17 protein-coding genes and 4 pseudogenes are annotated in these 26,048 nt (G+C 74.4%); 14 read left to right on the top strand and 7 right to left on the bottom strand.

Going from position 1 to position 26,048, the window contains the following annotated elements:
- Window positions 1–146: pseudogene (locus tag ACZ6R6_RS38675) on the bottom strand (AraC family transcriptional regulator); the annotation flags it as partial.
- A 388-nt stretch (window positions 147–534) separates the two neighbouring features.
- Here ACZ6R6_RS38675 and ACZ6R6_RS38670 point away from each other — a divergent pair.
- From ACZ6R6_RS38670 to ACZ6R6_RS38660, 3 genes are all read left to right on the top strand, one after another.
- Complete coding sequence (locus tag ACZ6R6_RS38670) at window positions 535–1,632, top strand: sensor histidine kinase (protein ID WP_470101908.1); 1,098 nt, start codon at window positions 535–537, stop codon at window positions 1,630–1,632.
- Window positions 1,623–2,264, top strand: a complete 642-nt coding sequence (locus ACZ6R6_RS38665) for a response regulator (protein ID WP_470101907.1) — start codon at window positions 1,623–1,625, stop codon at window positions 2,262–2,264. The genes ACZ6R6_RS38670 and ACZ6R6_RS38665 overlap by 10 nt, the downstream gene beginning before the upstream one ends.
- 387 nt (window positions 2,265–2,651) lie before the next feature.
- Window positions 2,652–4,736: a S9 family peptidase gene (locus ACZ6R6_RS38660; RefSeq protein WP_470101906.1), complete on the top strand. Its 2,085-nt coding sequence runs from the start codon at window positions 2,652–2,654 to the stop codon at window positions 4,734–4,736.
- 44 nt (window positions 4,737–4,780) lie between these two features.
- Here ACZ6R6_RS38660 and ACZ6R6_RS38655 read toward each other — a convergent pair whose 3' ends face one another.
- A complete protein-coding gene (locus tag ACZ6R6_RS38655) occupies window positions 4,781–6,088 on the bottom strand; it encodes a carotenoid oxygenase family protein (RefSeq protein WP_470101905.1) in 1,308 nt (435 codons plus the stop codon).
- A gap of 132 nt (window positions 6,089–6,220) precedes the next feature.
- Between ACZ6R6_RS38655 and ACZ6R6_RS38650 the strand changes: the two genes are divergently transcribed.
- The 3 genes from ACZ6R6_RS38650 to ACZ6R6_RS38640 all read left to right on the top strand — a co-directional run bounded on the left by ACZ6R6_RS38650 (window position 6,221) and on the right by ACZ6R6_RS38640 (window position 8,915).
- A complete protein-coding gene (locus ACZ6R6_RS38650; protein ID WP_470101904.1) occupies window positions 6,221–6,805 on the top strand; it encodes a PadR family transcriptional regulator in 585 nt (194 codons plus the stop codon).
- 150 nt (window positions 6,806–6,955) lie between these two features.
- Entirely contained in the window at window positions 6,956–7,477 is a 522-nt protein-coding gene (locus tag ACZ6R6_RS38645; RefSeq protein WP_306870560.1) for a hypothetical protein, read from the top strand.
- Between the two features lie 553 nt (window positions 7,478–8,030).
- Window positions 8,031–8,915, top strand: a complete 885-nt coding sequence (locus ACZ6R6_RS38640; protein ID WP_470101903.1) for a hypothetical protein — start codon at window positions 8,031–8,033, stop codon at window positions 8,913–8,915.
- A gap of 22 nt (window positions 8,916–8,937) precedes the next feature.
- Here the strand turns inward: ACZ6R6_RS38640 and ACZ6R6_RS38635 are convergent, their stop codons facing one another.
- Window positions 8,938–9,669, bottom strand: a complete 732-nt coding sequence (locus ACZ6R6_RS38635) for a TetR/AcrR family transcriptional regulator (protein ID WP_470101902.1) — start codon at window positions 9,667–9,669, stop codon at window positions 8,938–8,940.
- Window positions 9,670–9,749: 80 nt separating this feature from the next.
- Here ACZ6R6_RS38635 and ACZ6R6_RS38630 point away from each other — a divergent pair, with 80 nt between their 5' ends.
- Window positions 9,750–10,973, top strand: a complete 1,224-nt coding sequence (locus tag ACZ6R6_RS38630; protein WP_470101901.1) for a carotenoid oxygenase family protein — start codon at window positions 9,750–9,752, stop codon at window positions 10,971–10,973.
- A 310-nt stretch (window positions 10,974–11,283) separates the two neighbouring features.
- Here the strand turns inward: ACZ6R6_RS38630 and ACZ6R6_RS38625 are convergent.
- Window positions 11,284–11,346 (bottom strand): annotated as a pseudogene (locus ACZ6R6_RS38625) (hypothetical protein); the annotation flags it as partial.
- A 233-nt stretch (window positions 11,347–11,579) separates the two neighbouring features.
- Between ACZ6R6_RS38625 and ACZ6R6_RS38620 the strand changes: the two are divergent.
- Window positions 11,580–12,215: a class I SAM-dependent methyltransferase gene (locus ACZ6R6_RS38620; RefSeq protein WP_470101900.1), complete on the top strand. Its 636-nt coding sequence runs from the start codon at window positions 11,580–11,582 to the stop codon at window positions 12,213–12,215.
- Window positions 12,216–12,438: 223 nt separating this feature from the next.
- Window positions 12,439–13,449, top strand: coding sequence for a hypothetical protein (locus tag ACZ6R6_RS38615; RefSeq protein ID WP_470101899.1), 1,011 nt, complete (start codon window positions 12,439–12,441; stop codon window positions 13,447–13,449).
- A gap of 125 nt (window positions 13,450–13,574) precedes the next feature.
- Here ACZ6R6_RS38615 and ACZ6R6_RS38610 read toward each other — a convergent pair whose 3' ends face one another.
- The gene (locus ACZ6R6_RS38610; protein WP_470101898.1) at window positions 13,575–14,546 is read right to left on the bottom strand and encodes an ArsR/SmtB family transcription factor; all 972 of its coding nucleotides are present in this window, start codon (window positions 14,544–14,546) and stop codon (window positions 13,575–13,577) included.
- A 201-nt stretch (window positions 14,547–14,747) separates the two neighbouring features.
- On the opposite strand from ACZ6R6_RS38610, the gene ACZ6R6_RS38605 reads away from it, so the two are divergent.
- On the top strand, window positions 14,748–15,986 hold the full coding sequence (locus tag ACZ6R6_RS38605; RefSeq protein ID WP_470101897.1) for an MFS transporter: 1,239 nt from the start codon (window positions 14,748–14,750) through the stop codon (window positions 15,984–15,986).
- A 10-nt stretch (window positions 15,987–15,996) separates the two neighbouring features.
- On the opposite strand, the gene ACZ6R6_RS38600 is transcribed toward ACZ6R6_RS38605, so the two are convergent.
- Complete coding sequence (locus ACZ6R6_RS38600; RefSeq protein WP_470101896.1) at window positions 15,997–16,707, bottom strand: CTP synthase C-terminal region-related (seleno)protein; 711 nt, start codon at window positions 16,705–16,707, stop codon at window positions 15,997–15,999.
- A gap of 76 nt (window positions 16,708–16,783) precedes the next feature.
- Here ACZ6R6_RS38600 and ACZ6R6_RS38595 point away from each other — a divergent pair, with 76 nt between their 5' ends.
- Entirely contained in the window at window positions 16,784–17,647 is an 864-nt protein-coding gene (locus tag ACZ6R6_RS38595; RefSeq protein WP_470101895.1) for a LysR family transcriptional regulator, read from the top strand.
- Window positions 17,648–17,792: 145 nt separating this feature from the next.
- Here ACZ6R6_RS38595 and ACZ6R6_RS38590 read toward each other — a convergent pair whose 3' ends face one another.
- The gene (locus ACZ6R6_RS38590; RefSeq protein WP_470101894.1) at window positions 17,793–18,269 is read right to left on the bottom strand and encodes a MarR family winged helix-turn-helix transcriptional regulator; all 477 of its coding nucleotides are present in this window, start codon (window positions 18,267–18,269) and stop codon (window positions 17,793–17,795) included.
- A gap of 297 nt (window positions 18,270–18,566) precedes the next feature.
- Between ACZ6R6_RS38590 and ACZ6R6_RS38585 the strand changes: the two genes are divergently transcribed.
- The 3 genes and pseudogenes from ACZ6R6_RS38585 to ACZ6R6_RS38575 form a co-directional block, all read left to right on the top strand.
- Window positions 18,567–23,318 (top strand): amino acid adenylation domain-containing protein, encoded by a 4,752-nt coding sequence (locus ACZ6R6_RS38585; RefSeq protein WP_470101893.1) that lies wholly within the window; start codon window positions 18,567–18,569, stop codon window positions 23,316–23,318.
- Window positions 23,315–24,643 (top strand): annotated as a pseudogene (locus ACZ6R6_RS38580) (condensation domain-containing protein); the annotation flags it as partial. The gene ACZ6R6_RS38585 and the pseudogene ACZ6R6_RS38580, both read left to right, overlap by 4 nt.
- Window positions 24,626–26,038, top strand: a pseudogene (locus ACZ6R6_RS38575) (amino acid adenylation domain-containing protein); the annotation flags it as partial. The pseudogenes ACZ6R6_RS38580 and ACZ6R6_RS38575, both read left to right, overlap by 18 nt.
- Window positions 26,039–26,048: the final 10 nt, after the last annotated feature.

Here is a 26,048-nt window from a genome sequence, read left to right as displayed (position 1 = left end):
CCGGCGGACATGTGCACGCCGCGGGCCAGCGCCTCGACGTCCAGCGGCTGCGCGTACTCCCGGTCGATCCGGTCGCGGACACGGCGCAGCCGCGCGAGGTCGCGCAGCTGCTGCGCCGCGGCGGGTCTGCTGGTCACCTGCGTGATAGTGCCACATCACAAGGGCCGGCGGTAATGCCCGGCTGGGAACACCGGAGCATCCGGGGCCGGACGAGGGCGCCCGCAGCTTCTACGCCGGTTCCGGCGCGGCGGCGGCTTAAACGCCCGGTTCCGGCGCACCGGCGGCTCCTACGCCGGCTCCGGCGCGGCGGCACCTCCGACGCGTCCGAGATCTGGCCGGCCGGAGCGCGCAGGCCCTACCCGTGGCCGGGCAGCCTCGCCCTGGAGAGCGTCCAGAACACCCAGGCCGGGCGCCGACGCCGTCTGGGTGATCCACGAGGGGCGGTAGCGTCTCATCGTGCATCCGCGGACTGCCCTTGAGGCCATTTCCCTGCGACCGCAGGCCTTCCTGCGGTCGTCGTGGCCGTGGAGGTCGTTGGCGTACCTGGCGTCGAGTGTCCTGCTCTGCGGCGGTGTCGGGCTGGTCGCGGCGGTCATCGGCCTCCTGGAGCCGGTGCCGGTCCAGGTGGTCGCCGGGCTGGCCGCCTTCGTGGCGGCGGTCCCGCTGGTGGCCGGGTTCGAACGCCGCCGGCTGCGGCTGGTGGACGCCGTCCCGATAGCGCAGGCGCCGGGCGGGCGGTGGCGCGGCGTCGGCCTGGCCGTCGCCTCGCTGCTGGCCCTGTGGTGGATCGACGTGGTGATGGTCGGCCTCACCGTCGGAGGCCCGGTCCTGCTGATCCTCTCGCCCGCCGTACAGCCGCTGGCGCCGGAGGGCGAGCTGACTCTGGCTCAGGCGCTGGCCGTCTCGGCGGCGAGTGTGCTCCTGCTTCTCCCGGCCGTCTACACCTTCACCGCCTGGGCGGGGGCACGCGGGGCGATGGCCAGGGGCCTGCTCGCCTCCCGGGACGCGGAGCTGAGTGAGGTCCTGCGCTCGCGGGCCAGGCTCGTGGACGCCTTCGAGACGGAGCGGCGCAGGATCGAGCGGGATCTGCACGACGGCGCCCAGCAGCGGTTGGTCGCGCTCTCCATGAGGCTGGGGCTGACCAGACTCGACCTGCCCCCCGGCTCCCCGGCGGGGGAGCAGCTCGCCCAGGCCCACCAGGAGGCCAAGCGGGCGCTGAGCGAGCTGCGGGAGCTGATCCGTGGCGTGCACACGCAGGTGCTCACCGACCGCGGCCTGCCCGCCGCCGTGCGGGAGGCGGCGGGACGCTCCCCGATCCCGGTGGATGTGAACGTCGCGCTGGAGGACCGGTTGCCCGCGGCCGTCGAGGTCGCCGCCTACTACGTCGTATCCGAGGCCCTGGCGAACATCGCCAGGCACAGCCGGGCGGGCCGGGCCTCGGTGCACGGTCAGGTCACCGGCCGGGTGCTGCTTCTGGAGATCCGCGACGACGGCGTGGGGGGCGCGGACCCTTCGAAGGGCACCGGGCTGACCGGGCTGTCGGACCGGCTCGCGGTGGTCGATGGCAGAATGTCGCTGTCCAGCCCGGCGGGTGGACCGACGTTGATGCGAGTGGAGATCCCGTGCGCGTAGTGATCGCCGAGGACGACGTCCTGCTCCGTGAGGGGCTCGTCGGCCTGCTGGAGCGGTTCGGGCACACGGTCGCCGCGTCGGTGGGCGACGCCGAGGCCCTCGTCGCCGCGGTGCGCGAGCACCGGCCCGACGCCGTGGTGACCGACGTGCGGATGCCGCCCGGCTTCACCGACGAGGGACTGCGTGCCGCGATCGCGCTGCGCAGGGAACACGCCGGCCTCGCCGTGCTCGTGCTCAGCCAGTACGTCGAGCAGACCTACGCCGCCGAACTGCTCGACTCGGGCCGCGGCGTCGGCGTCGGCTACCTGCTGAAGGACCGGATCGGGGACGTGACCGAGTTCGTCGACGCGCTCACGCGGGTGGCCGGGGGCGGCACCGTCGTCGACCCCGAGGTGGTGCGCCAGCTCCTCCGCCGGCGCCGTGATCCGCTGGAACGGCTCACCCCTCGGGAGCTCGAGGTGCTGGCGCTCATCGCCGAGGGGCGCTCCAACGCCTCGATCGCCCGCGAGCTGTCCGTCACCGACGCGGCGGTCGCCAAGCACATCGCGAGCATCTTCGCCAAGCTCGACCTCCCGCCGGCCGCCGACGGGCACCGCCGCGTCCTCGCCGTGCTCGCCTACCTCGACAGCTGAGGCGGCGCCGGGTGCACCCCGGCCCCTCACCCCGGCCCCTCACCCCGCCCCTCGCTCCGGCGCCGATGCGACGGCCGCGCGGCGCCGGTCGGCCGGAGGCATGACAGGCAGGGGGCGCGCCGTGGCCGAGCGGTCACGGGCTCCGGCGGCCGCTCTGACATGATATGATCATGTCAGGACCGTCCGGCGTCGCCGATGAGCATGCCGGACCAGTGGTCCGGCCGGGACCACGGCCTCAGCCGCCGGTGGGTCCCACCGCATACGCGCCGCGATCGCCGGCCGCTACGGCGCCGGGCGCCGATCCGCCCTCACGCAGGCGCGCCGCGTGCCGGATCCCCGTCGCCCCTCCCCACCGTCATCCCCGGTCATCCTGCGCAGAGTCCCACCATGGACACCAACAGATTCCCACTCCAGCTTGCCCGCACCCAGCGCTTCTCCCTCGGCGTCCCGCGGGCCTTCACCCTCTCCCCGGACGGTCATCGGGCGCTCTTCCTCCGCACCCGGGGCGGCGAGGACCGTACGAGCTGCCTGTGGCTGCTGGACGGTGACCGGGAGCGGCTGCTCGCCGCCCCGGAGACGCTCGGCGCGGCGGGGCCGGTCCCCGAGGCGGAGCGGATCCGCCGGGAGCGGGCACGCGAGCGCGCGGCGGGTGTGGTCGCCTACGCGGCCGACGCCGCGCTGCGCACCGCCGTCTTCGCCGTGGACGGCAGGCTGTGGGCGGTGGACACCGATGGAGGCGACCCATGGCCCGTGCCCACGGCGGGACCGGTGACCGATCCCCGCCCGGACCCCACCGGCAGCCGGGTGGCGTATGTGACAGGCGGTGCCCTGCACGTGGTGGAGCTCGCCGGCGGCCGTGACCGCCGGCTGGCCGCGCCGGAGAACCCGGAGGTGGTCTGGGGGCTCGCCGAACACGTGGCGGCGGAGTCCATGCGCCGGACGCGCGGCCACTGGTGGTCCCCGGACGGGACCCGGCTGCTGGCGGCCAGGGTGGACACCACGCCGGTGCAGCGCTGGTGGATCGCCGACCCGGCCGATCCGTCCCGGCCGCCCCGTGAGATCGCCTACCCGGCCGCCGGGACCGCCAACGCGGAGGTCACGCTGCACGTGCTCGGGCTCGACGGCACCTCCGTGGAGCTGGACTGGGACCGGGAGGCGTACGAATACGTGGCCACCGCCGACTGGGACGCGCACGGCCCGCTGGTCAGTGTGCAGAGCCGTGACCAGCGCACGCTGCGGGTGCTGGCGGCCGATCCGGACACGGGCGCGACGACGCTCCTGCGCGAGCAGCGCGATCCGGCGTGGGTGGAGCTGATCGGGGGCACGCCCGCGCGGACCGCGTCGGGGGCGCTGGTGCACACCGACGACACCGACGGCACCCGGCGGCTGGTCGTGGACGGCCGGCCGGTCACGCCGGAGGGGCTGCAGATCCACGGAGTCCTGGAGGTGACGGGCGAGTCGGTGCTGTTCGTCGCGGGCGACGAGCCCACCGAGGAGCACCTGTGGGCATACGACGCCGAGCGCGGGCCGGTGCGGCTGAGCGACGGGCCCGGGCTGCACACCGGCCACCGGGCGGGCGGCACGCTGCTGCTGGCCTCGCACACCGAGGACGGGCGCGCCTTCCGGGTGGTGCGGGACGGGCGGCCGGACACGGAGATCGCCTCGCTGGACGCCGAGCCGCTGGTCCTGCCGCGCGTCACCTGGCTGCGGGCGGGCGGACGGGAGATCCGTACCGCGCTGCTGCTGCCGTCCTGGCACCGGCCGGGCGGCGGTCCGCTGCCGGTGCTGATGGCCCCGTACGCGGGGCCGGCGATGCGGCTGGCGACCCGGGCCCGGAGCGCCTGGCTGTGCGAGGCGCAGTGGTTCGCCGAGTCCGGCTTCGCGGTGGTGGTGGCCGACGGGCGCGGCACCCGGGGGCGCGGCCCGGCCTGGGAGAAGACGGTGCACCGTGACACCCTCACCGCGCCGCTGGAAGACCAGGTGGTGGCGCTGCGCGCGGCCGCCGAGCACTGCCCCGACCTCGACCTGGGCCGGGTGGGCATCCGTGGCTGGAGCTACGGCGGCACGCTCGCGGCGGCCGCGGTGCTGCGCATGCCGGAGGTCTTCCACGCCGCAGTCTCGGGTGCGGCGCCGAGTGACCAGCGGCTGTACGACACCCACTGGCGGGAGCGCTTCCTCGGCCACCCGGACGAGGAGCCGGAGGGCTACGAGCGCTCCTCGCCGATCGGCGACGCGGCCCGGCTGCGCCGCCCGCTGCTGCTGGTGCACGGCCTGGCCGACGACAACGTGGTGGCCGCGCACACTCTGCGGATGTCGGCGGCGCTACTGGCGGCAGGCCGTCCGCACCAGGTGCTCCCGCTGCCGGGGGCCACCCACACGCCGACCGCCGAGGCGGCCGTGGAGGGGTTGCTCCGGCACCAGCTGGCATTCCTGCGGGAGGCGTTGGCCGCTCCCGCGGCCGCTCCCGCCTGACCTGCCGTATCCGGCCGCTCCGCCGTGCCGCGGGGGAGCGGCCGTCAGCTGTCGGGGAGCCAGGAGCCGTGGAAACCGGCCGGGACGCGGCGCGGGAGCCGTACGGAGGCGACGGAGTCCAGGTCCGCGGCGTCGAGGACGAGCAGCTCCGAGCCGTCGCCCGCGTGGTCGGAGACGATCGACAGCAGCCAGCCGTCGTCCTCGGCGGCGGCCCCGGGGGCGGGCACGAAGACCGCCTCACCCGGCCGCCCGCCGAGCTGCCGGTCAAGGCCGGCACCGGTCTCGGTGTCGTACTTCACGACCGCGCCGTCGGTCACCGCGTACAGGAACCGGCTGGCGCGGCCGAGCCGCTCCTCGTTGAACGTCGGGAACTCCACCGCGCGGTCGTCGAGCTGCTCCTCCCGCACCGTGCCGCGCGCGGGGTCGAGCACCCACCGGTGCACCACGGCGCCGTCCGTCTCGGCCGCGGGGTTGGCGCTGTCGCCGATGCGGGACCAGGCCGAGGTGAAGGCCTCCCGCGTGTAGCGGACGGCCTCCAGCACCACGCGGCCGGAGGCGTCCTCGTGGGCGTTGCCCACGTGGAAGACGTAGCACGGATCGACGTCGAACCAGGTCACCCGGCCGGCGCGGTCCATCACGCCGATCCTGGCGCCGTAGGAGTCCTCCCACCGGAACGGCATGCCGCGCCCGAGCGTCTCCAGGTCGAAGACGACCGGCAGGTCCAGCCAGACGACGTGGTTCTCCGTGATCGCGAAGTCGTGGATCATCGTCGGTCCCGGGACGTCCACGACCCGGCTCTCCACCAGCGCCCCCGCCGCCGACAGGCGATGGTAGGTCAGGTAGGGGGCGAAGAAGCCGTACCCGAACAGGTGCAGCTCTCCGGTGACCGGGTCCCGCTTCGGATGGGCCGTCATCGCGGTGGTCAGCCGCCCGCCGAAGTCGCACGGCCCGACCGTCTCCAGCTCGGGCGTCATCTCGTACGGCAGGCCGTTCTCGACCAGGGCGAGGATCCTGTCGGCGTGCCGGACGATGTGGGTGTTGGCCCTGACGGCGGTCAGGTCGAGGCCGTCGGGGCCGGCGAAGGGAGCGTCGTCGGTGAAGGCCCGGGTCCGCACCCACCGGTTGCGGTACCACTCGGCGCGGCCGTCGCGCAGCCGCAGGCCGTGGATCATTCCGTGGCCGGCGAACCAGTGGCCGGGGTCCTGGCCGGGCAGCGGATTGGGGCCGTTGCGGAAGTAACGTCCGGTGAGCTCGGCCGGCAGCGTCCCGGTGACGGGCAGGTCGACGGCGCCGATCTCGTCGGGGACGGGGGCCAGGTCACCGGTGAGATACGCGGGTGCGGCAGTGGTCATCGTCAGCTCCGGGGGGTCAGGGGGAGAGGCGGCCGTCGAGGGGACCGGCACGTCTCGATATTCCTATCCAGACATGTCGAAGGTAGAACTGACAGAAATGACATGTCAATAATGGAATATAGGATCGCTGTCATGAGCCTCCGCCACGCGCTGCTGGGTCTGCTCGCGCAGGGCCCCGCCAGCGGTTACGACCTGCTGAAGGTCTTCGAGATCTCCCTGGCCAACGTGTGGCCCGCCACGCAGAGTCAGGTCTACGCCGAGCTGGCCCGCCTCGCGGACGCGGGTCTGGTGAAGGTCGCCGCCGGAGGGCCCCGCGGACGCAAGGAGTACAGCATCGCCGAGCGGGGGCTCGCCGAGCTCCGTCACTGGCTGACGGAGGTCGAGCCCGCCCGCACCGGCCGCAGCGAGATGCTCCTGCGGGTTTTCTTCCTGGGGCAGACCCATCCTGACCAGGCGCGTGGCTACCTGCGGCGGGAGGCGGAGGTGGCGGAGCGGCAGCGCGAGCGTCTGGCGGCGCTGAAGCAGGTCGTGGAGCAGGGGGAGAGCGACCTGTCCGTTTACGGCCGGCTCGCCCTGGAGTGGGGTCTGCGCTTCAGCGCCATGCAGCGCGAATGGGCCGAATGGGCTGGGGGCCAGATCGGGGGAGGGGCCGGGCCGGAGCCGGCGGCCCCGTCGGGCCCGGCGGCCCCGTCAGATCCGGTGGGACCGCAGGGGTGACCGCGGGCGCCCGGGCTGAGGTGGCCGCGGGCGCCGAGCCCGCCGGTCGCGGCCGGGTCCGTCCGGTGCGCCGTGGCCACGTAGGGCCCGCCCCATCGATTGATCACTTCTCGGGAGTCATTTGTCGGAGCTGGTGGGTAGCGTGCCGGTATGAGCGACGCGCACCACCCGATCGAGGGCGAGCAGTGGCAGCCGGGCGATCTCGTCCTGGACGCCGCGGGCGGCCTGTTCACCCGTGCCGGCCGGGCGGATGAGGCCGAGGGCCGGCCGTGGGGTTACCCCGCCGACCAGGCGCGGCTCGTCACCGGGGAGACCCACGTGCCCGAGGGCAGCGTCCCGGAGACCGCGCCGGCCCGCCCGCTGACGCTCCTGGCCCGTGACGGCCGGCCCGCCCTGCCGGCCGTCCCCGACGACGCCTCCAGCGTGACCGGCACCGCCGCCGCGGACGCGGCGGCGTCCACGGGCGTCGGCGGGCTGTTCCTCGCCGCCACGGCCTTCGACCCCGACGGCGCCGGCGACTCGCGGGCGGCCAAACTCCGCGCCAGCCTGCTCGACAGCGTCGTCATCGTCGACAGCCCGCAGGTTCTCACCGAGATGTTCGGCGGCGCCGCTGACGGCCTGCTCGTGGAGCTGGCGGACTGGCACGAGCGCAGCATGGGGGAGAGCGCCTGAGCGTTCCCCGTCGCGTCCGCCGGCCCGGCCTTGACCGCACTCGTCCCGGAGCCGGCCTGTCCTCGACCGTGTCCGTCGCGTCCGCCGGCCCGGCCCTGACCACGCTCACCCCCAGCCCCTGAAAGGCCGGCTGCCGGCAGCCCGCAGGCCCCTGGGGGCGGACTGTTGACAGCCCACACCGCTGTAGCGATCATGAGCGTCATCGGGTGGAGCTGTTCGCTGAAGCTGTGTGTGAGAGAGATACCTCGTCCTCGCAGGTAGGGAGCGTCCATGCGCGGTGCGGCCCTCGACCCGGACGGACCGGTGATCCAGGGCCCGATCCCCTCTCCATCGGGAGACCGCCCGGGCACCCCCGCCGAGAGCGCGTCCACCACCCCCTGATCACCGGCCCCCAGGACCAGCCGGTCGCAGCTCAGTCATGCCCCGCAACCCACCAGCGCGTCTGACTCGAGAAAGGTGCCTCATGGCCCGGAGCGTCCCCATCTCCGTTTCCTCGCCCGACACTCATGCCGCGGATCTGCCCCGTCACCGAGGACTGATCATCCTTCTCAGCGTGCTGGCGGGAGCGCTGATCGCCTCGCTGTGGTCCTTCCGGCTCGTCGACAGCGTGATCGGCGACAACGTCGCGAACACGCTGCTCGGCTATGACGCCAAGCAGACGCAGATCGGCGGCCTGGTCGCGGGGACGATCTTCGCCTTCGTCTCGGGCCTGGCCGGCACCTTCACCGCGTGCAACATCGCCGCGTTCGGTGCGATCGCCCCCATGGCGGACGCCGGGGGCGGCCGCGCCGGCGGCCGTGCGGACGCCTCCGCCCCGGTCCGGATCGGGGCGACCCTGCGGCCCCTCGGCTGGCTCGCACTCGGCATGATCGTGATCTCCGGCGCCTACGGCGCCATCGGCGCGGCCCTGGGCCAGCGGCTGCCCCAGCTGTCCGGCGCGGCGGCCGGCTCCGGCCTGCCGCCCAGGCTCCTCCAGGCGTCGATCGTCTTCGGCGTGATCGGCCTGGCGTTCACCTACCTCGGCCTGGCGGCGCTGCGCGTGGTGCCCGATCCGTTCGCCCGCCTGTCACGCCGTTTCCCCAACGCCCGCCTGATCGTGATCGGCGCGCTGATCGGCGGTTTCCTCGTCGGGCGGCCCTTCCCGCTGTTCCGCAAGCTGTTCGAGTACGCGGCCCAGACTCACAATCCGTTCTACGGCGCCGCCGTCTTCATCCTGCAGTCGCTCGGCAACATCACGCTGATGGCGGTGCTCTTCGTCGTGCTCGTGCACGCGACCAGAGGCCGCTTCACCCGCTGGATGAGCGCCAGGCCGGCACGAGTGGCGACGATCACGGCGGTGGCCTTCATCGTCGTCGGCGCCTTCACCTTCCTCTACTGGGACCTGCGGCTGCCCGCGCGCTTCGGCTACGGCTGGTTCCCGGTGGCGCCCTGGGAGTGAGCGGACCCGTCCGGCGGGCCGCTCACCGCGCCGGCGCGCCCCGCCGGGGAGGGCGGCCCCGGGCACCGGCGGGCTCGTCGTCCTGCGGCTCCGGCCGCACCTCCTCGACCACCCTCTCCAGCCGCCCCTGGGAGGACTTCACCGACCGGGTGGCGGCCTCCAGGGCGTCACCGGCGCCGACCATCAGACCGGTCAGCTGGGCCTCGAAGACCCGGTCGGCGTCGCACGGGGCGATCAGATAGTCGCCGAGTTCGAGCGTGACCAGCCCGTGGATCGCGGTCCACAGCTGGTGGGCGACGAGCTCGGCGTCGCCGGTCCGGAACCGGCCCGCCGTGATGCAGCGGGTCGCGCACTCGACCACGGTGCTCAGGGTGTAGCGGCCGTACTGGCGGTCCTCCGCGGTCAGGGAGAACCCGGCCAGCGACGCCCCGCCGAACATGACCGCGTACAGGTGCGGGTTGGTCAGGGCGTTGTGCCGGTAGGCCCGGCCGAACAGCGCGATGTCGGCGACGGGGTCGGTGGTCTGGGCGACGTGCGAGAAATAGCTCTGCAGACGGGCGAACCCCTCGTACACCATCTCGCGGACCAGGCCGCTCATCCCGCCGAAGTTGGTGTAGACCGCCATCGTCGAGCTGCCGGCCTCCGTGGCGATGCGGCGGGCCGACAGCGCCTGGGGCCCCTCGTCGGCGAGCAGCCGTGCGGCGATGTCGACGAGGACGGGCCCTGTCTGCGGGTTCGATCTGCGTGGACTCACCTTGACAGTATTGCATAACGGCGTTATGTTTAGCATAACGCTGTTATGCTACCCGTCAGGCCCCACAGGGAGGTGCCGATATGACCGTCACAGAGCACATCGACCCGATCACCATGACCACCCCCGCGCCCCACCGTCACCTGCCCTTCGGCGAGTGGCTGCCCGTCGACGGCGCCATACCCGCCGGCCTGGACGGCGCCCTCGTGCAGGCGGGCCCGCATCCGGCGCGGCCGTACGCCACGGACGCGCCGGCCCTGCTGTCCGGCGTGCGGCTCGGCGGCGGCACGGCCCGATGGCTCAGGGCCTCCGCCGGGGAGTTCCACGGCCACCCGCTGGACCGGGCGGCGAGTCCCATGACCTGGCCCCGGCGCGCCGGGTCCGCCGAGGCCCCGGCCGGGCCGGGCCGGAGCGGCCTCGCGCTGCCGGTCCAGGACCCGGCCACGGCCGAGTGGCACACGATCGCCACCTATCCCGGTCTGAGCCGTGCCGAGCACCTGATCGTCGGACCGGACGGCGCCGTCCGCGCCGTCCGGCCGTTCGCGCTCGACGGCGCGCCGCTCATGCACGCGGTCGCGCTCACCGAACGGTTCGTCGTGGTCTTCGACCTGCCCGTGACCTACCACCGGGCGGCCGCCATGGTCGGCGCCGGCTCCCCCTACCGTTGGCGGCAGGATCGGCCGGCCCGCATCGGGCTGCTGTCGCGGCGGCCGGGCGACACCGCGGAACCGCGCTGGTTCCCGATCGACCCCTGTTACGTGTTCCAGTCGGTGAACGCCTACGACGACGGCCACCGGGTGGTCGTCGACGCGGTCCGCCACGACCGGGCCTTCGACGGCCCGGCGCGGTCCGGAGCCGCCGCCACCGGATCGCCGCGGGTGCACCGGTGGACCCTCGACCTGGGCAGCGGTACGGCGTGCGAGCGGCCGCTGGTCGACTCCCTGGAACTGGCCTCGGTGGACTCCCGGCGGGCCGGTCGCAGGCATCAGCTGGTCTTCGGCCGCACCCCCGGCGGGCGGGCGCTGGTCGGCCACGACCTCGCGGCCGACAGCACCCAGGTGCGGGAGCTGCCGCCGGGCTGGAGCGCCGACCGGCCGGTATTCGCCCCCCGTGGCCGCGCCGAGGGCGACGGCTGGATCGTGGTCCTCACGCGGAACGCCGTACAGCGGCGCAGCGAGCTGCTGGTGCTCGACGCGCTCCATCTGACCGGCCGGCCCCAGGCGGTGGTCCACCTCCCGACCACGCTGCCGGCCGTACGGCACACCGCCTGGGTGCCCGCGGCCGGCGGCCCCGCCGGTCGCGGCTGACCCGCCCCGTGGCGGTACCGGAAAGGTGATCTCCGAGGACTCCGCCGGTCAGAGCGGTGCGACGGGCCGTCCTCGCCGGAGTTGCCGGCGCCCCGGCAGAATCGGTCCCGTGCGGATCGGGGTGCTGGGCCGCTGGAGGTCCGGGCCCATGGCGGTCCGCGCCGGCCAGTTCGGTGCGGGTGCCGTCGAGGGCCGCGTGCGTGAGCCTCCAGTCGCCCCGGTGCAGGTAGATCCCGGGCTGGACGGGAGCGACGGTCAGCGCGCCCTCGGTTCCAGTGATCTTGATGTGGAAGCCGTCGGGCGCCGCCGCGCTGCCGCCGTACACGCTCGCCACGGCCGCGGCGCCGTTCTCCAGGCGTCCGTGGATGGCCACGTGATCAGGCGCCCCGCTGGGGACCGTCTGGCCGGTCCCGGCCACGACGACCCCACGGCGACGGCATCGCGGTCCAGACGGCCGCTCATGAGGTCCCCCTGTTTGCCGGACCGGCAATGAATTTTGTCAAACACCGGGGTCCGGGCGGACCATCTCTCGTGAACGGAGAGGCGGCGGCCGCGGGTGCGGACCGTGGTCCCGCCCGGCACGAAGGCACGTAGGAGGACACGCTGATGACGGATGGCACCATCTCGGAGGAGGAGTTCTGGGACGCCCGTTACGGGGAGAGCGACCAGATCTGGAGCGGGAATCCCAACGCCGTTCTGGTCCGTGAGATCACCGGCCTGGCGCCGGGCAGAGCCCTGGACCTGGGATGCGGTGAGGGGGCCGACGCGATCTGGCTCGCGCGCCAGGGGTGGCGTGTCACCGCCACCGACATCTCCCGCGTCGCCCTCGACCGCGCGGCCCGGCACGCGGCGGCGGCGGAGGTCGACGGCCGCATCGACTGGCAACGGCACGACCTCGGAGAGTCCTTCCCCGCCGGCGACTTCGATCTCGTCTCCGCCCAGTTCCTGCACTCCCGCGGCGACATGCCGAGGGAGAGGATCCTGCGGACCGCCGCCTCGGCCGTCGCGCCCGGCGGGGTGCTCCTCGTCGTCGGGCACGCGGGGCACCCCTCCTGGGAGCACGACTCCCATCCCCAGGTGCGCTTGCCCACGTCGCAGGAGGTCCTCGCAGCCCTCGACCTACCCGACGGGCAGTGGGAGGTGCAGCTGTGCGAAGAGCACCAGCGGAGCCAGGCCGGCCCCGACGGGCAGCCGGCCCCCCGTACGGACAACGTCCTCAGGGTCCGGCGGCTGAGTGGCTGAGCGGCTGACTGGCTGAGCCGGCCGCGCCGTGCGGCCTGGCGGGCCGCGCCCGGCGCGGCCGGCCGCCGTGGGACAGCGGATCCACTGGGCGCTTTGCGGGCGTTCGCGGGGCTTCGCTCCGTGACCCTGATAACAGCTCCATAAGAGCCTCCCGTTACCTTGCCCGTACGGTGCGTGACATTCGACAGGCTGGGGCAGATCAAGACGTGACATGGGAGGCGAGATGCACGATGATCACGGCCCGGCTCACCGGCGCGGCCCGGGACCGGGACCACGCGGCCGCAGGCCGTACGGCGGCCCGCCGGATCCACCGCCCGAGCCGGCGACATCTCCGGACGCGCACCGGGCCGACGTCCGCGGCCCGCGCTACGGCACCGCCGGCGACCCGTTCGTGTACGGATCCCGGGTCAGCGTCGACATCCGGCAGGTCTGGCCGCCTCAGCCGCCGCCCCCGCCGCCACCGGCCCGGCCGCGCCAGCCGTGGTCATGGCCGCAGATCCCCCGTGAGCGGCTCCTGCGGCCCGCGCTGATCTGCGGATTCCTCGCGGCCGCCGGGGTCGGTCTCTGGTCGTCCGGATGGTCGCCGGTGTCCCGGCCGTCCACTCTCAAGGCCGCGGTGCCCGCCCCGTCCCGGATGGCCGGCCACGACGTGGTGGTCACTCCGTCGGCGACCGCACCGGCCACCGGTCACGTGCCCCGTGACACGCCGCAGGCCGTCCCCGCCACTCCGGACAGGCGTTCCCGCGGCCGGGAGCCGGCGCCGGCGCGCGCGGCCGAGCATCCCCGGCGCCACGTGATCCCTGACATCCGGGCCGGTCAGGACGGACGGCGCCACCGGGAGGCCGGCGCGCCGAAGGCCATCCGGAGACCGGCGCCCAGGACCGCCGAGCCGGAGCCGCCGGAGCCCCCGCAGACGTCGCCGGCCCCACGGGCGCGGCGCCCGTCGCCCGGCGAGGAGACCGGCACCGGCGTCAGCGCCGACGCCCTCACCACTCCCGAGCCCTCGGTCACTCCCCGGACTCCCCGGACCCCCAGACCCCCCAGGACCCCTCGGCCCAGAACCCCTCAGATCCCCAGGACCTCCGCGATCCCCGACACTTCCGTCGTCCCCGACAGCCCCGGTGACCGGCTCAGCGCCGCCTACGCCTGCCGGCACTTCCAGCAGAGCGACTGGCGCCACGGCTACTGCACCACGGTGTGGAACGACTACAAGCAGCACAACGGCCTGCCGTAGCCGCGCCCCGCGGACTCCCGCTCCGGACGGGCCCGGTGGATCGCCCCCGGGCCCGTCCGGGACGGCCGGGCACCGGCGCCCCTCAGGCTCCCGCCCCTCACGCTCCGTCTCTTACGCTCCACCCCTCAGGCTCCCGCCCCCGCGAGCAGGGCCTCGGCGATCTCACTGCGGGCGTAGAGCACATACCTTCCGCTCCGGTGGGCGCCGACCAGCCCCGCCGCCCGCAGCGCGGTCAGGTGCTGCGACACCCCGCCCATCGACATGCCGGTGCGCAGGCTCAGGTCGGTGGTGGAGGCCGGGGCGTCCAGCTCGGCCAGCAGCAGGGCGCGGGAACGGCCGAGCACCGCGGCCAGTGCCTCCGGGACGCCGGTCGCCCGGCGCTCCCAGAGGGTGGCGACGCCCCGGGGCGAGTAGCGCACCGTGGGCTGCCAGGGCGGTGTGGTGACCGAGAACAGCCTCGGCCACACGAAGACCGAGGGCACCAGCAGCAGTCCCCGCCCGCCCAGCTCCCTGCTGCCCGACACGTGACGGTGCTGGATGAACAGGGTGTCCTTCTCCCACCTGACCGCCGGATCGAGGTCGTTGAGCAGCCTGCCGGCGCCCCCCTCGGCCAGCAGCCGGGCCCGGTGGAGCACGTCGCCTTCGAGGAGGCCACGGATCTTCGGCCAGTACGGTGCCAGCGCGACGGCCCAGTAGTCCCGGATCACCTCGGCCAGCCGTACCAGGCCGCGCGCCGGATCGTCGCGGAGCGGGCGGAGGCGGGGGCTCTCCATGTCCGCCAGCTCGACGCGGACCCGTCCGGGCGGGGTCGCGCACATCGTGGCCAGCTCCACCTCCAGGTGGGGTGCGGTGCTGACCGGCGGCGGGCAGACGAACGCCGGGATCGTGCGGGTGGGCACGGGCACCAGGTCCGCCAGCATCCCCCAGTCCAGCCCGCAGGCCCGCAGCCTCGGCAGGACGGCGGCCACCCACGACCGGTGCAGGGGGTGCTCAGCAGGGCTTTTCAGCACCCGGACGCTGGCCACCACCTCCCACAGCGGGGAGAACGCGAACCGCGTGCACGCCAGGTCCGCCAGCCCGAACTCCAGCTCCAGCACAGCGCACTCCCTCCGCGCCGCGGGTCCACGGCGTCCTCGGCGCCGCCACCGGCCCGCCCGGCGCGGCGGTGGCGGCGGTGGCGGCGGGTGGCCCGCGGGAGCGGAGCCCGCCGGCGTCTCCGCGCTGCCCCGGCCGATTCGTTCCTGCCTAAATTAATGGAGCGGCCGCCGGGGCGGCGGCAGGGTCGGCGCATGACCGCCATGACGACATCTCACCGGCCGCTCTTCGCCGACGCCGACTTCCGCAGACTGTTCGCCGCGGCCGCGGCCAGCAGGCTGGGCACCTCGATCGGTTACCTGGCCCTCCCGCTCGCCGCGGTGACGGCGCTGCGGGCCACCCCCGGCGAGGTCGGGGTGCTGGCGATGCTGAGCACGCTGGCGTTCCTGCTGATCGGCCTGCCCGCGGGCGCCTGGGTGGACCGGATGCGGCGCCGGCCCGTGATGATCACAGCCGACCTGGTACGGACCGTACTGCTGGGGTCGGTGCCGGTGGTCTGGTGGCTGGGGGCGCTCACCCTGCCCCACCTCTACGCCGTGGCGCTGCTGTGCGGGGCGGCCACGGTGTTCTTCGAGGTCGCCGACCAGAGCTACCTGCCCCACCTGGTCGGTCCCGAGCGGCTGATGGCGGCCAACACCGCGCTGGTCAGCATGGACGCGGCCAACCAGCTCGCCGGGCGCGGCGTCGGCGGTTACCTGATCCAGCTGCTGTCGGCCCCGGCGGCGATCGCCGTGGACGCGCTGAGCTATCTGTGGTCGGCACTGTGCCTGCGCTCCATCCGCCGGGTGGAGCCGCGCCCGGAGGTGAGGGCGGAGACCGGCCTCGGCAGGGACATCGCCCAGGGGCTCCGTCTGGTGACCGGGCACCCGATCCTGCGGGCCATCGCCGTGGAGGGGGCACTGACGAACCTCGGGATACAGATCGTCCAGACGATGCTCCCCGTCCTGTTCGTCCGGGAGCTCGGCCTGTCCCCGCTCTGGCTGGGCGCCTTCCTGACCGTCGGCGGGATCGGGGTCTTCCTCGGCTCGGCCGGTGCCCGGCGGCTCGGGCGGCGGCTGGGGGAGGGCCGGACGATCTGGCTGACCAGTGTGGCCTTCGTGCCGTCCGTCCCGCTGATCCCGTTGCTGGGGGAGGGCCCGTGGCTGTGGCCGTCCGCCGCCGCGTGGCTGGTGCTCACCTACAAGGTCGGCGTCGGCAATGTGATCAAGGTGAGCTTCCGCCAGCGGGTCACCCCGGACGAGATGCTGGGGCGGGTGACCGCGACGATGCGGTTCCTGTTCACCGGGGCCCTGGCGATCGGGGCCGGGGTGGCCGGGCTGGTCGGAGACCTGGTGAGCGTGCGCGCGGCGCTGTGGACGGGCGCGGCGGTGCTCGCGGTGAGCTGGATTCCGATCATGTTCTCGCCGCTGCGGAGCCTCCGCGAGCTGCCGGAGAGCGTCTAGGCGTACGCGGTCATGAGACCGATGACACGGCTGACGCGGCGCGGGCGACGGAGGCCGAGGCGAACGCGGTGATGATCGGGTGCGGCCGGGTGCCGTCCCCGGCCAGCTCGGGCTGGAAGAGCGTGGCCAGGAAGAACGGGTGCTCGGTCAGTTCCAGCACCCGCACGGCTCCGTCCTCGTCGTGGCCGGTGAAGCTCAGGCCGCCCTCCTCCAGCACGGGCAGGTAGCCGGGGTTGAGGCCGAAGTTGCAGGAGTATCTCTCCATGCTCCGCTCGGCGCCGCTGATCTTCTCGACCAGTGATCCGGGCGCCAGCAGTACCGTGCCCTCGTGGCCGACGAGCGAGCAGGCCAGTGGCAGCAGCAGGAAGTCGTCGGCGTCGGGGGCGTTCTCGGCGTGGGCGACCGGCAGGCCGAGGACGTTGCGCGCGTACTCCAGCAGGGTGTGCTGGAAGCCGCCGCAGGTGCCCAGGAAGGGGATGCCGTGCTCACGCGCGGTGCGGGCGGCGTTCACCGCGCCGGCCTCACTGCGGTAGGGACTGCCGGGCAGCATCCAGATGCCGTCGAACCCCTCCAGGCCCTCGGTCTCGGTCGTGGGGATCCAGTAAGCGTCCAGCGTCAGCCCGTCACGCTCGCGCAGCCCCTCAAGGATGGAGGGGATGCGCACGTGGGCCTGGACGCCAGGGGATCTGTCGCCCACCAGGGCGATTCTCGCGGTGGTCATGGACTCATCTTCACGGGCTTCCGAGGTAAGCGCCAACGATGATTCCTGCTGGGTGGATAAGCGATACTGATGCACTGTGGATCCGCATCTGCTGCGTACGTTCGTGACCGTCGTTCATCGGCGGTCTTTCTCCGCCGCCGCCGAGGAGCTCGGCTACACCCAGTCGGCGGTGTCCCAGCAGATCGCCGCGCTTGAGGCGGACCTGGGTCTGGTGCTGCTGCGCCGCCGGCCGGTGGCGCCCACCCCGGCCGGGGAGCGCCTGCTGGAACACGCCGCGCCGCTGCTGCTGCGCCATCAGGTGGCCCGCGCCGACGTGCTGCGCGCCGCCGCCGATCCGGTCGAGCGGCTGACCGTGGTCGCCTCCCCGCTGGCGTGCACCCCGGCGGTCGCCCGGAGCCTGGCCCAGGCCCGGCTGTCGGTGACGCTGAGCACCGCCGGCCGCGAACGCGTCGCCGAGCAGGTCGCCTCGGGCGCCGCCGACCTGGGATTCGTCGACGGGATCGCCGCGCCCAGCGATCCGCTGCGCCTGCCGGACGTGGGAGCGGCGACCGGTATCGGCGTGGCCGAGGACGGGCTGGTGGTGGTCCTGCCCGCCGGCCACCCGCTGTCCGGCAGGCGCGGGCTGGCCCTGGCCGACCTGGCCGACGCACTGTGGCTGCAGGCCCCGGCCGCCGTGCCGCTGGAACGGCTGCGCGAGATGACGGGCGTGGGCGGGTTCCGTACCGGGTTCCGCTACGACGGCGACGACCTGCACACCGTGCTGAACCTCGCCGCGGCCGGGCACGGCCTGACCCTGCTGCCCTCGTCGGTGACGGCCGGGGTGCCGCTGACCGCGCCGCGCGTGGTGCACCGGGTGGAGATGCTGTGCGGCCCCCACGCCACCGGCCCGGCCAGGGCCGTCGCCGAGCGGCTCGGCTGGAGTCCCGGCCCCACCCCGTGACAGCGGCCGGACGTCCGCCCCGCAAGCCGGCCGGGACCGGCCACTGAAAGTTCGCCTTACGAACTAATGTCATTCGTGAGGCGAACAAAGTGCATACCGCGCCGCTGGGGGCGAAAGACGTGGAGTGCGCCGGGCCGCGGCGCCGTCAGCGCCCGTGCGCGGCGGTCTGGTCCCGCTCGCCGAAGACCGGTGGCACCTTGTTGTCCCGCACCACCCGGCCCAGCAGCTCGGCGAGCGTGTCGCGATCGGCGCCGCCGAGGCCCGCCGGGAGCTCCTCGATCCGCCGGCACGTCTCGGTGTAGAACGCCTCGGCCAGCTTGCCGCCCTGCGCGGTGAGCGCGACCCGGACCACGCGCCCGTCTCGCGGGTCGGGCTCCCGCCGGGCCAGGCCCCGCCGGGTGGTCCGGTCCACCAGCTCGGTGAGGCTCGACTTCGCCAGCCGCAGCATCGCGCCCAGCTCGCTCATGCCGTACGGCTGGGCCATCAGCACACAGAGCAGCTGCCCCTGCTGCGGGGTCAGTCCGTACTCCCGGGCCGCCTCGGCGTACACGGCGTTGACCAGGAACGAGGAACGCACCAGGGCGGCCACGATCCCCGGCTGCTCGCCGGCATCCTTGCTCATCCGGCCAGCCTACCATCGGAACGTCTTGTGATTCGTGACACGAACTATCTGTTCGGCCAGGTCGGCCCGGAAAGAGTCGCATGACGAGGCCGGAACGGAAGGCGCTCTTCAGCGCCGGAGCCGGGGCAGCGCCAGAGGCCGTGCAACTCGCTTCCAAGACGGCTGCAAGGCACGTGGCCCACGCTTTTGATCGCAGAGTTGATCATTACGACACTCTTGGGCAATCCGAACAACTTCCCGTCATCAGACGTGATCTTGGCTGGGAAAGATGTGATCTTGGCTGGGAAAGAGGACGAAGTGACCGTTGATGTGACACGCGTCGATCTGGTAGGCCGCCTTCCCGGAACGGTGGCCGAGAGGTTCGACGCGGCAGGTCGCGTCCACGAGGCGATACAGGCCCAGAGCCGGCGCACCCCGGCACGCACCGCCGTCGTGGCGGGCACCAGCCGGCTCAGCTACGCCGAGTTGGACCGCCGGGCCGACGACATCGCGCGCACCCTGGCCGGGCGGGGCATCGGACGCGGCCACCTGGTCGGAGTCTGCCTGGATCGCGACGAGTGGCTGGTTCCCGCGCTGGTGGGGGTGTGGAAGGCGGGGGCGGCCTACGTGCCGCTGGACCCCGCCTACCCGGCCGAGCGGCTGCGGTTCATGGCCGAGGACTCCGCGGTGACCGCGGTGCTCACCTCGGCCGCGCTGCGCCGGACCGCCACCCTGACCGGGGCCGAGCCCGTCCTCGTCGACGACGTGGCGCCGGGCGACGGGGCGCCCCACGTGGCCGGAGACCCGGGCGACGCGGCGTACGTCATCTACACCTCCGGCTCCACCGGAACGCCCAAGGGCGTGGTGGTGGAGCACCGTAACACCCTGAACCTGCTGCGCTGGGAGGCGTCGGCGTACACCGCCGAGGAACTGAGCGGCATGCTGGCCACCGCCTCGGTCTGTTTCGACCCGTCGATCAGCCAGCTCTTCCTGCCGCTGGTCGCCGGTGGGACGGTGATCCTGGCCGACAACCTGCTGGCGCTGCCGGGCCTGCCCGCCCGCGAGGAGGTGACCACCGTCTACGGGGTCCCCTCCGCGCTGGCGGTGCTGCTGCGTGAGCCGCTGCCGAGCGGGGTGCGCGCGGTGTTCTCCGGCGGCGAGCCGCTGACCGGCGCCCTGGTGCGGCGGATCTACGCCAATCCCGGCGTGCGCCGGGTGCTGAATCTGTACGGCCCGACCGAGTGCACCACCACCTGCGCCGTCGCCGAGGTAAGCCGGGACCACGAGGGCGAGCCGCCCCTCGGCGGGCCGGTCGCCGGCGCGGTGTTTTCGGTGCGCGACGCGGCGGGCAACCCCGTCCCGGACGGAGAAACGGGCGAGCTGTGGATCGGCGGGCCGGTGGTGACCCGCGGCTACCTGGGGCGTGAGTCGCCCGCCTTCCGCACCGGACCGGACGGCGGCCGGCTCTACCGCAGCGGTGACCTGGTCCGCCGGGTGGACGGCGAGCTGCGCTTCGCCGGCCGGACCGACGACCAGATCAAGATCCGCGGCTACCGGGTGGAGCTGGGCGAGGTGGAGGCCACGCTGGCCCGCCATCCCGAGGTACGCCGGGCCACCGTGCTGGCCGCGACCGACGACGACGGGGCCGCCTATCTGGTCGGCCATGTGGCGGCCTCCGGGGTGAGCGGGCAGGAGCTGCGGGACTGGCTGCGCGCCCGCCTGCCCGACCACCTGGTGCCGACCCGGATCGGCGTGGCCGAGGAGCTTCCGCTCGGCCCCAACGGCAAGGTGGACCGGGCGGCCCTGCCCAGGCTCGGCGCCTCCCGGTTGGCCGGCGCGGCACTGGTCGCGCCCCGCACCGACGACGAACGCCTGGTGGCCGAGGTGATCGCCGACGTTCTCGGCCTGCCGCAGGTCGGCGTGCACGATCGATTCACCGACCTGGGCGGGCACTCCCTGGCCGCGGCCAGGGTGGTCACCGAGCTGTCCCGCAGGCTGGGGCACACCGTGCCGCTGGCGGCTTTCCTGACCGCCCCCACCGCGGCGGGCCTGGCCACCCGGTTACGCCAGGCCGGGCCCGAGTTGGTGCGGCAGGACGGCCGGACCCGGCATCCGCTCACCGACATGCAGCGCGAGTTCTGGACCCTGAGCCGGCTCCACCCCGACAGCCCGGTCACCACGCTGGGGATCCGGCTGCGCGTGCGCGACCTGCCCGAGGCCGCGCCGCTGAGCAAGGCCCTGAACGAGGTCGTGCGCCGGCACGAGGTGCTGCGCAGCACCGTGGCCGTCGACGAGGACGGCGTGCCGTACGCCGTGGTCCACCCGCCGGCCGCGGTGCCCCTGGTCGAGCACCCCGTGGGAGAGGACCCGGAGAAGGTGGCCAGGACCGCGGCGGCGCATGTGTTCGACGTGACGGGCGAGGTGCCGCTGCTCCGGGCCGAGCTGTGCTGGCTCGGCGACGCGGAGGCCGAGCTGGTGGTCGTGGTGGACCACATCGCCTTCGACGGCGGCTCGGTCGGGGTGCTGATGGCCGAGCTGGCCGCCGGGCTGGCCGGCGAGCCGGTCCCCGGGCCGGCGGTCCAGGTCGGCGATGTGGCCCTGCAGCAGCGGCGACAGCCGGATCCGGCGCCGCTGCGGGAGTTCTGGCGGGCCGAGCTGGCCGGTGCTCCGGTGGCGGACCCCGCGCCCGTGGACCTGACGTCGGGCAGGGTGATCCGGCCGCTGCCCGAGGAGTTCGTGACGGGCGTGGCCGCGCTGGCCCGCGACTGCGGCGCCACCCCTTTCGCGGTGTACCTGGCCGCTGTGGCGCTGGCCGGCGGCGAGCCCGACACGCTGGTCGGGGTGGTCGCGGCGCGGCGGGCCCGGCCGGAGCTGACCGGGGTCATCGGCCCGCTGGTGGACACGGTGCCGGCGCGGCTGCGGCCGACCGGCGCGCTGACCTTCCGGGACCTGGTCCGGCAGGCCGCCGCCGCGACCATGCGGGCACTGATCCACCAGGAGGTCCCGCCGGCCGACCTGCCCCGCCCCCCGGTGCTGCTGGCCATGCAGCACGCCGAGGTGCCGGTGCGCCTGGGCGGCCTGGAGCTGCTCACCGACCTGGGCTCGGGCGCCTCGGTCCACGAGCTGAGCGTGCTGGTCAACCGGACCGTGGACGGCTTCGAGCTGCAGCTGGAGTACGGCACCGCCCGCCTCGGCCCGGAAGAGGCCGAGGCCTACCTGGAGCGGCTGATGTGGCTGCTGCGGTGCGCGCTGGCCGGCCCGGACCGGCCGCTGTCGGCCTTCGAGCTGGTCACCCCGGACGAACGCGCCGCTCTGCTGGCCCTCGCGGCAGGACCGGCGCTGCCGGTGTCTCCCGAAACGGTGCCGCGGGCGCTGGCGGCCCGCACCGCCGGGACGGCCGTGGTCGGCCCGGACGGCACCTCGATCGGCTACGCCGAACTGAACGCCTGGTCGGACAGGGTGGCGGCGGCGCTGCTGGGACACGGGGTGGCGCCGGGCGAGGTGGTCGGGGTCTGCCTGCCCCGCGACCACCTGATGCCCGCCGCCCTGCTGGCGGTGTGGCGGGCCGGCGCGGCGTACCTGCCGCTGGACCCGGAGCACCCGGCCGAACGGCTGCGCTGGCTGGCCGAGGACGCCGGGGTGCGCGTGGTGCTCACCAGGGGCGGCGTGGCCGCCGTTCCCGGCGTCACCGTGCTGGACGCGGACGACCTGGCCGCGGTCCGCGGCCGGCCGGTGGAGCTGCCGGAGGTGCGGGCCGGTGACCTGGCCTACGTGCTCCACACCTCCGGCTCCACCGGGACGCCCAAGGGCGTGGAGGTCACCCACGGCAACCTGGCCGGCTACGTGGCCGGGCTGGTGTCCGAACTGGGCCTGGGCCCCCGGGACGTCCAGCCGGCCGTGGCACCCCTGACCTTCGACACCTCCGCGTCCGAGCTGTGGAGCCTGCTGAGCGTCGGCGGCACCTGCGTGGTGGTGGACCGGGTCACGGCCGTGGACGGTCACGCGCTGGCCGAGCGGATCGCGGCCAGCAAGGCCACGGTGGTCGACCTGGTGCCCACCACCTACCGGATGCTGCTGGCCGCGGACTGGGCCGGTGACCCGGCACTGCTGGCCATCGCCGGCGGGGAGACCCTTGATCCGGCCCTGGCCGGGCAGATCCTGCCCCGGGTCCGCGAGCTGTGGAACACCTACGGCCCCACCGAGGCCACTGTCGCCTCGATCCAGCACCGGCTCCGCGCGCACGAGCCGGGCCCGGTGCCGATCGGGCTGCCGATGCCGGGGGAGCGGGCCTACGTGGTCGACTCCGAGCTGCGGCTGGCACCGCCGGGCGCGATGGGCGAGCTGCTGCTGGGCGGCGCCGGTGTGGCCCGGGGCTACCGGGGCCGGCCCGACCTGACCGCGACCGCGTTCGTCGACGACCCGTACGTCCCCGGCGGCCGGTGTTACCGGACCGGCGACCTGGCGCGGTGGCGGCCGGACGGGACGCTGGAGTTCCACGGCCGCAGGGACCACCAGGTGAAGGTGCGCGGATACCGGATCGAGCTGGACGAGATCGAGACGGTGCTGCGCGAGGTGGCCGACGGGGCGGTGACCGTGGCCGGCTCGGACGCGCAGGCGCACCTGGTCGGCTACATCACGCCGGAAACGGCGGACCCGGCCGCGGCCGAGCGGCACCTGCGCTCGCGGCTGCCCGGCCACATGGTGCCCCGGCGCTGGGTCGCGCTGCCGGCCCTGCCCACCCTGCCCAGCGGCAAGGTGGACCGGCGGGCCCTGCCCGAGCCGGTCGAGGATCCGGAGGCCGAACGGGTCGCACCCGGCACCGACGCCGAACGCCTGGTGGCCACCGTCTGGGCCGACGTGCTTGAACGGCCCACGATCTGGGCCGACGACGATTTCTTCGTCCTGGGTGGGCACTCCTTCGCCGCGACCCGCGTGATCGGCCGGCTCAAGGAGACGCTGGATCTGGCCGTTCCGGTGCGGTCGCTGTTCGAGCGGCCGATACTCGCCGACTTCGCCGCCGGACTGGAAGAACTGTTGATCGCCGAACTGATGGGCGGGAACGACGCATGACCGAAGTTCGTCAGGACCGGATCGCCGAGTTGGTCCGGTCCCGGTTCGCCGCTGCCCGGGCCGCGGCCGAGACCCCCGGCGCCGAGGGCATCCCGGCACTGTCCACAGTGGAGATGCCACTGTCGCCCGCCCAGGAGCGGCTGTGGTTCCTGGCCCAGCTGGAGCCGGACTCCCCCGCCTACAACGTGCCGCTGGCACTGCGGCTGAGCGGGCCGGTGGACGTCGCCGCCCTCACCGCCGCGGTGGCCGAGCTGGCCGACCGGCACTGGATCCTGCGCGGCGTCATCGACGGGACGAGGGTACGGCAGGCCGACGGCGTGCCCGTCTCCGTGGTGGAGGTGGACCCCGCAGCGCTGGAGCGGGAGCTGGCCGACCACGCCTGGCGCCCGTTCCGGTTGGACGCCGAGCCGCCGATGCGGGCCACGGTGTTCCGGCTCGACGGGGACGAGTGCGTACTCGCGCTGACCCTGCACCACATCGCCACCGACGCCTGGTCGGAGCGGCTGCTGCTGCAGGACCTCGCGGCCCTGTACGCGGCCCGGCTCGGCCTGGCGCCGCGGCCGGAGCCCCCGGCCCTGCAGTACGCCGACGTGGTCGCGTGGGAGGCCGGGCGGCCCGAGGCCGATCTGGACTGGTGGACCGGGCACCTGGCCGGCCTGCCGCCGGTGCTGGACCTGCCCACCGCCCGGCCCCGCCCGGCCGTCCCCACCTGGCAGGGGGCCGCGGTCGAGGTCGAGGTGCCCGAGTCCCTGTCCGCCAGGGTGCGCGCGGCGGCGGGCGTGACACCGTTCATGGTGTTCATGGCCGGCCTGCAGGCGCTGCTGGCCCGCCTGTCCGGCGGCGACGACGTCGCCGTCGGGGTACCGCACGCCGGACGGCACCACCCGGACGCCGAGCGGGTGGTGGGCTGTTTCATCAACACCCTGGTGGTGCGGACCGACACCTCCGGTGACCCCACCGGCGCCGAGCTGCTGGACAGGGCCCGCACGGCCGCGCTGGAGGCGTTCGCCCACTCCCGCACGCCGTTCGAGCGGATCGTGGAACGGCTGCGACCGGAGCGGAACCTGTCGGTGACCCCGCTGTTCCAGGTGATGCTGAACGTCTACGACGCCGGCGCGCCGGTGAGCCTGCCCGGGGTGGACGTCCGGACCGAACCGGTGCCCTCGCCGACGGCCAAGTTCGACCTGAACCTGACGCTCGGCGACGACGGGGACCGGTTCACCGGCGAGCTGCGCTACCGGACCGATCTGTTCGACGAGGTCACCGCCCGGCAGCTGGTGGAGTGGTACCTGGCGCTGCTGGAGGGGATGCTCACCGACCGGGACGCGCCGGTCCGCCTGCCCGTGGGCCCTGACCTGCGCGGCCCGGCCGGGGACCTGCCGACGGACGTGCCGTTGCACACGCTGGTCGAGCGGATGGCCGACGCCGGCCCCGAGGCGCTCGCGGTCGGCTCGCTCAGCTACGCGGAGCTGGACCGGCGGGCCAACCAGGTGGCGCACTGGCTGCTGGCCCGCGGGGTGCGGCCGCAGGAGCCGGTCGGCGTGCTGATGGAGCGGCGGCCCGAGCTGGTGGTCGCCCTGCTGGGGGTGCTCAAGGCCGGCGCGGCCTACCTGCCGCTGGACCCGGTCTACCCGGCGCGGCGGACCGAGGCCATCCTGGCCGGCGCGGGTGCCCGGATCGTGCTCACCGAGTCCGAGGTCACCGCCGCCGAGGGCGGGCCGGAGCACCGCCCGGACGTGGCCGTGCCGCCCGACCACCTGGCGTACGTGATCTACACCTCCGGCTCCACCGGGGAGCCCAAGGGGGTCGCGGTCGAGCACCGGCAGATCACCCACTACCTGGGCGCGGTGGCCGGACGGATTCCCGCCGGGACGGCCTCCTTCGCCCTGGTGTCGACCGCCGCGGCCGACCTGGGGCTGACCAACGTGCTGTGCGCGCTGACCTCGGGCGCCACCCTGCACCTGATCGACCACGAGACGGCCACCGACCCGGCCGCGTACGCCGCCTACCTGGCCGCGCACCCGGTGGACGCGGTCAAGATGGTGCCCAGCCAGTTGGAGCTGCTGGGCATGGACGCCCTGCCGGGGAAACTGCTGATCCTGGCCGGTGAGGCCGTGCCGTCGGATCTGCTCGAGCGGGTCCGGCTGGCCCGGCCCGACCTGGCGGTGCAGATCCACTACGGGCCCACCGAGACCACGGTGTCGGTGCTGACCTGCGACGTGGGCGAGGTGCCCGCCGGGGTGGCGCCGCTGGGCCGGCCGCTGCCCGACGTGGAGTGCCGGGTGGTGGACCCCACCGGCCGGCCGCTGCCGTACGGCGTGCCGGGGGAGCTGTGGATCGGCGGGCCCAGCCTGGCCCGCGGTTACCTGGGCCGGCCCGACCTGACGGCGCAGCGGTTCGTGGACGGCTGGTACCGCACCGGAGACCGGGTGCGGGTGAACCAGACCGGGCTGGTGGAGTTCCTGGGCCGGATCGACGACCAGGTGAAGGTGCGCGGGTTCCGGGTGGAGCTCGGCGAGGTCGCCGCGGCGCTGCGGGCCCTTCCGCAGGTGGCGGAGGCCTTCGTGCAGCCGGTCGGCACCGGGGCGCAGCGACGCCTGGCCGCCTGGGTGACCCCCTCCGCGGTGGACGTCGCGCAGGTGCGGGCGCTGCTGCGGGAGCGGCTGCCCGACTACATGGTGCCGGCCGCGATCGGCGCGCTGGAGACGTTGCCGCTCACCCCGAACGGCA

The sequence above is a fragment of the Streptosporangium sp. NPDC048886 genome, assembly GCF_055586905.1.
This window is presented reverse-complemented; position numbering and strand designations above follow the sequence as displayed.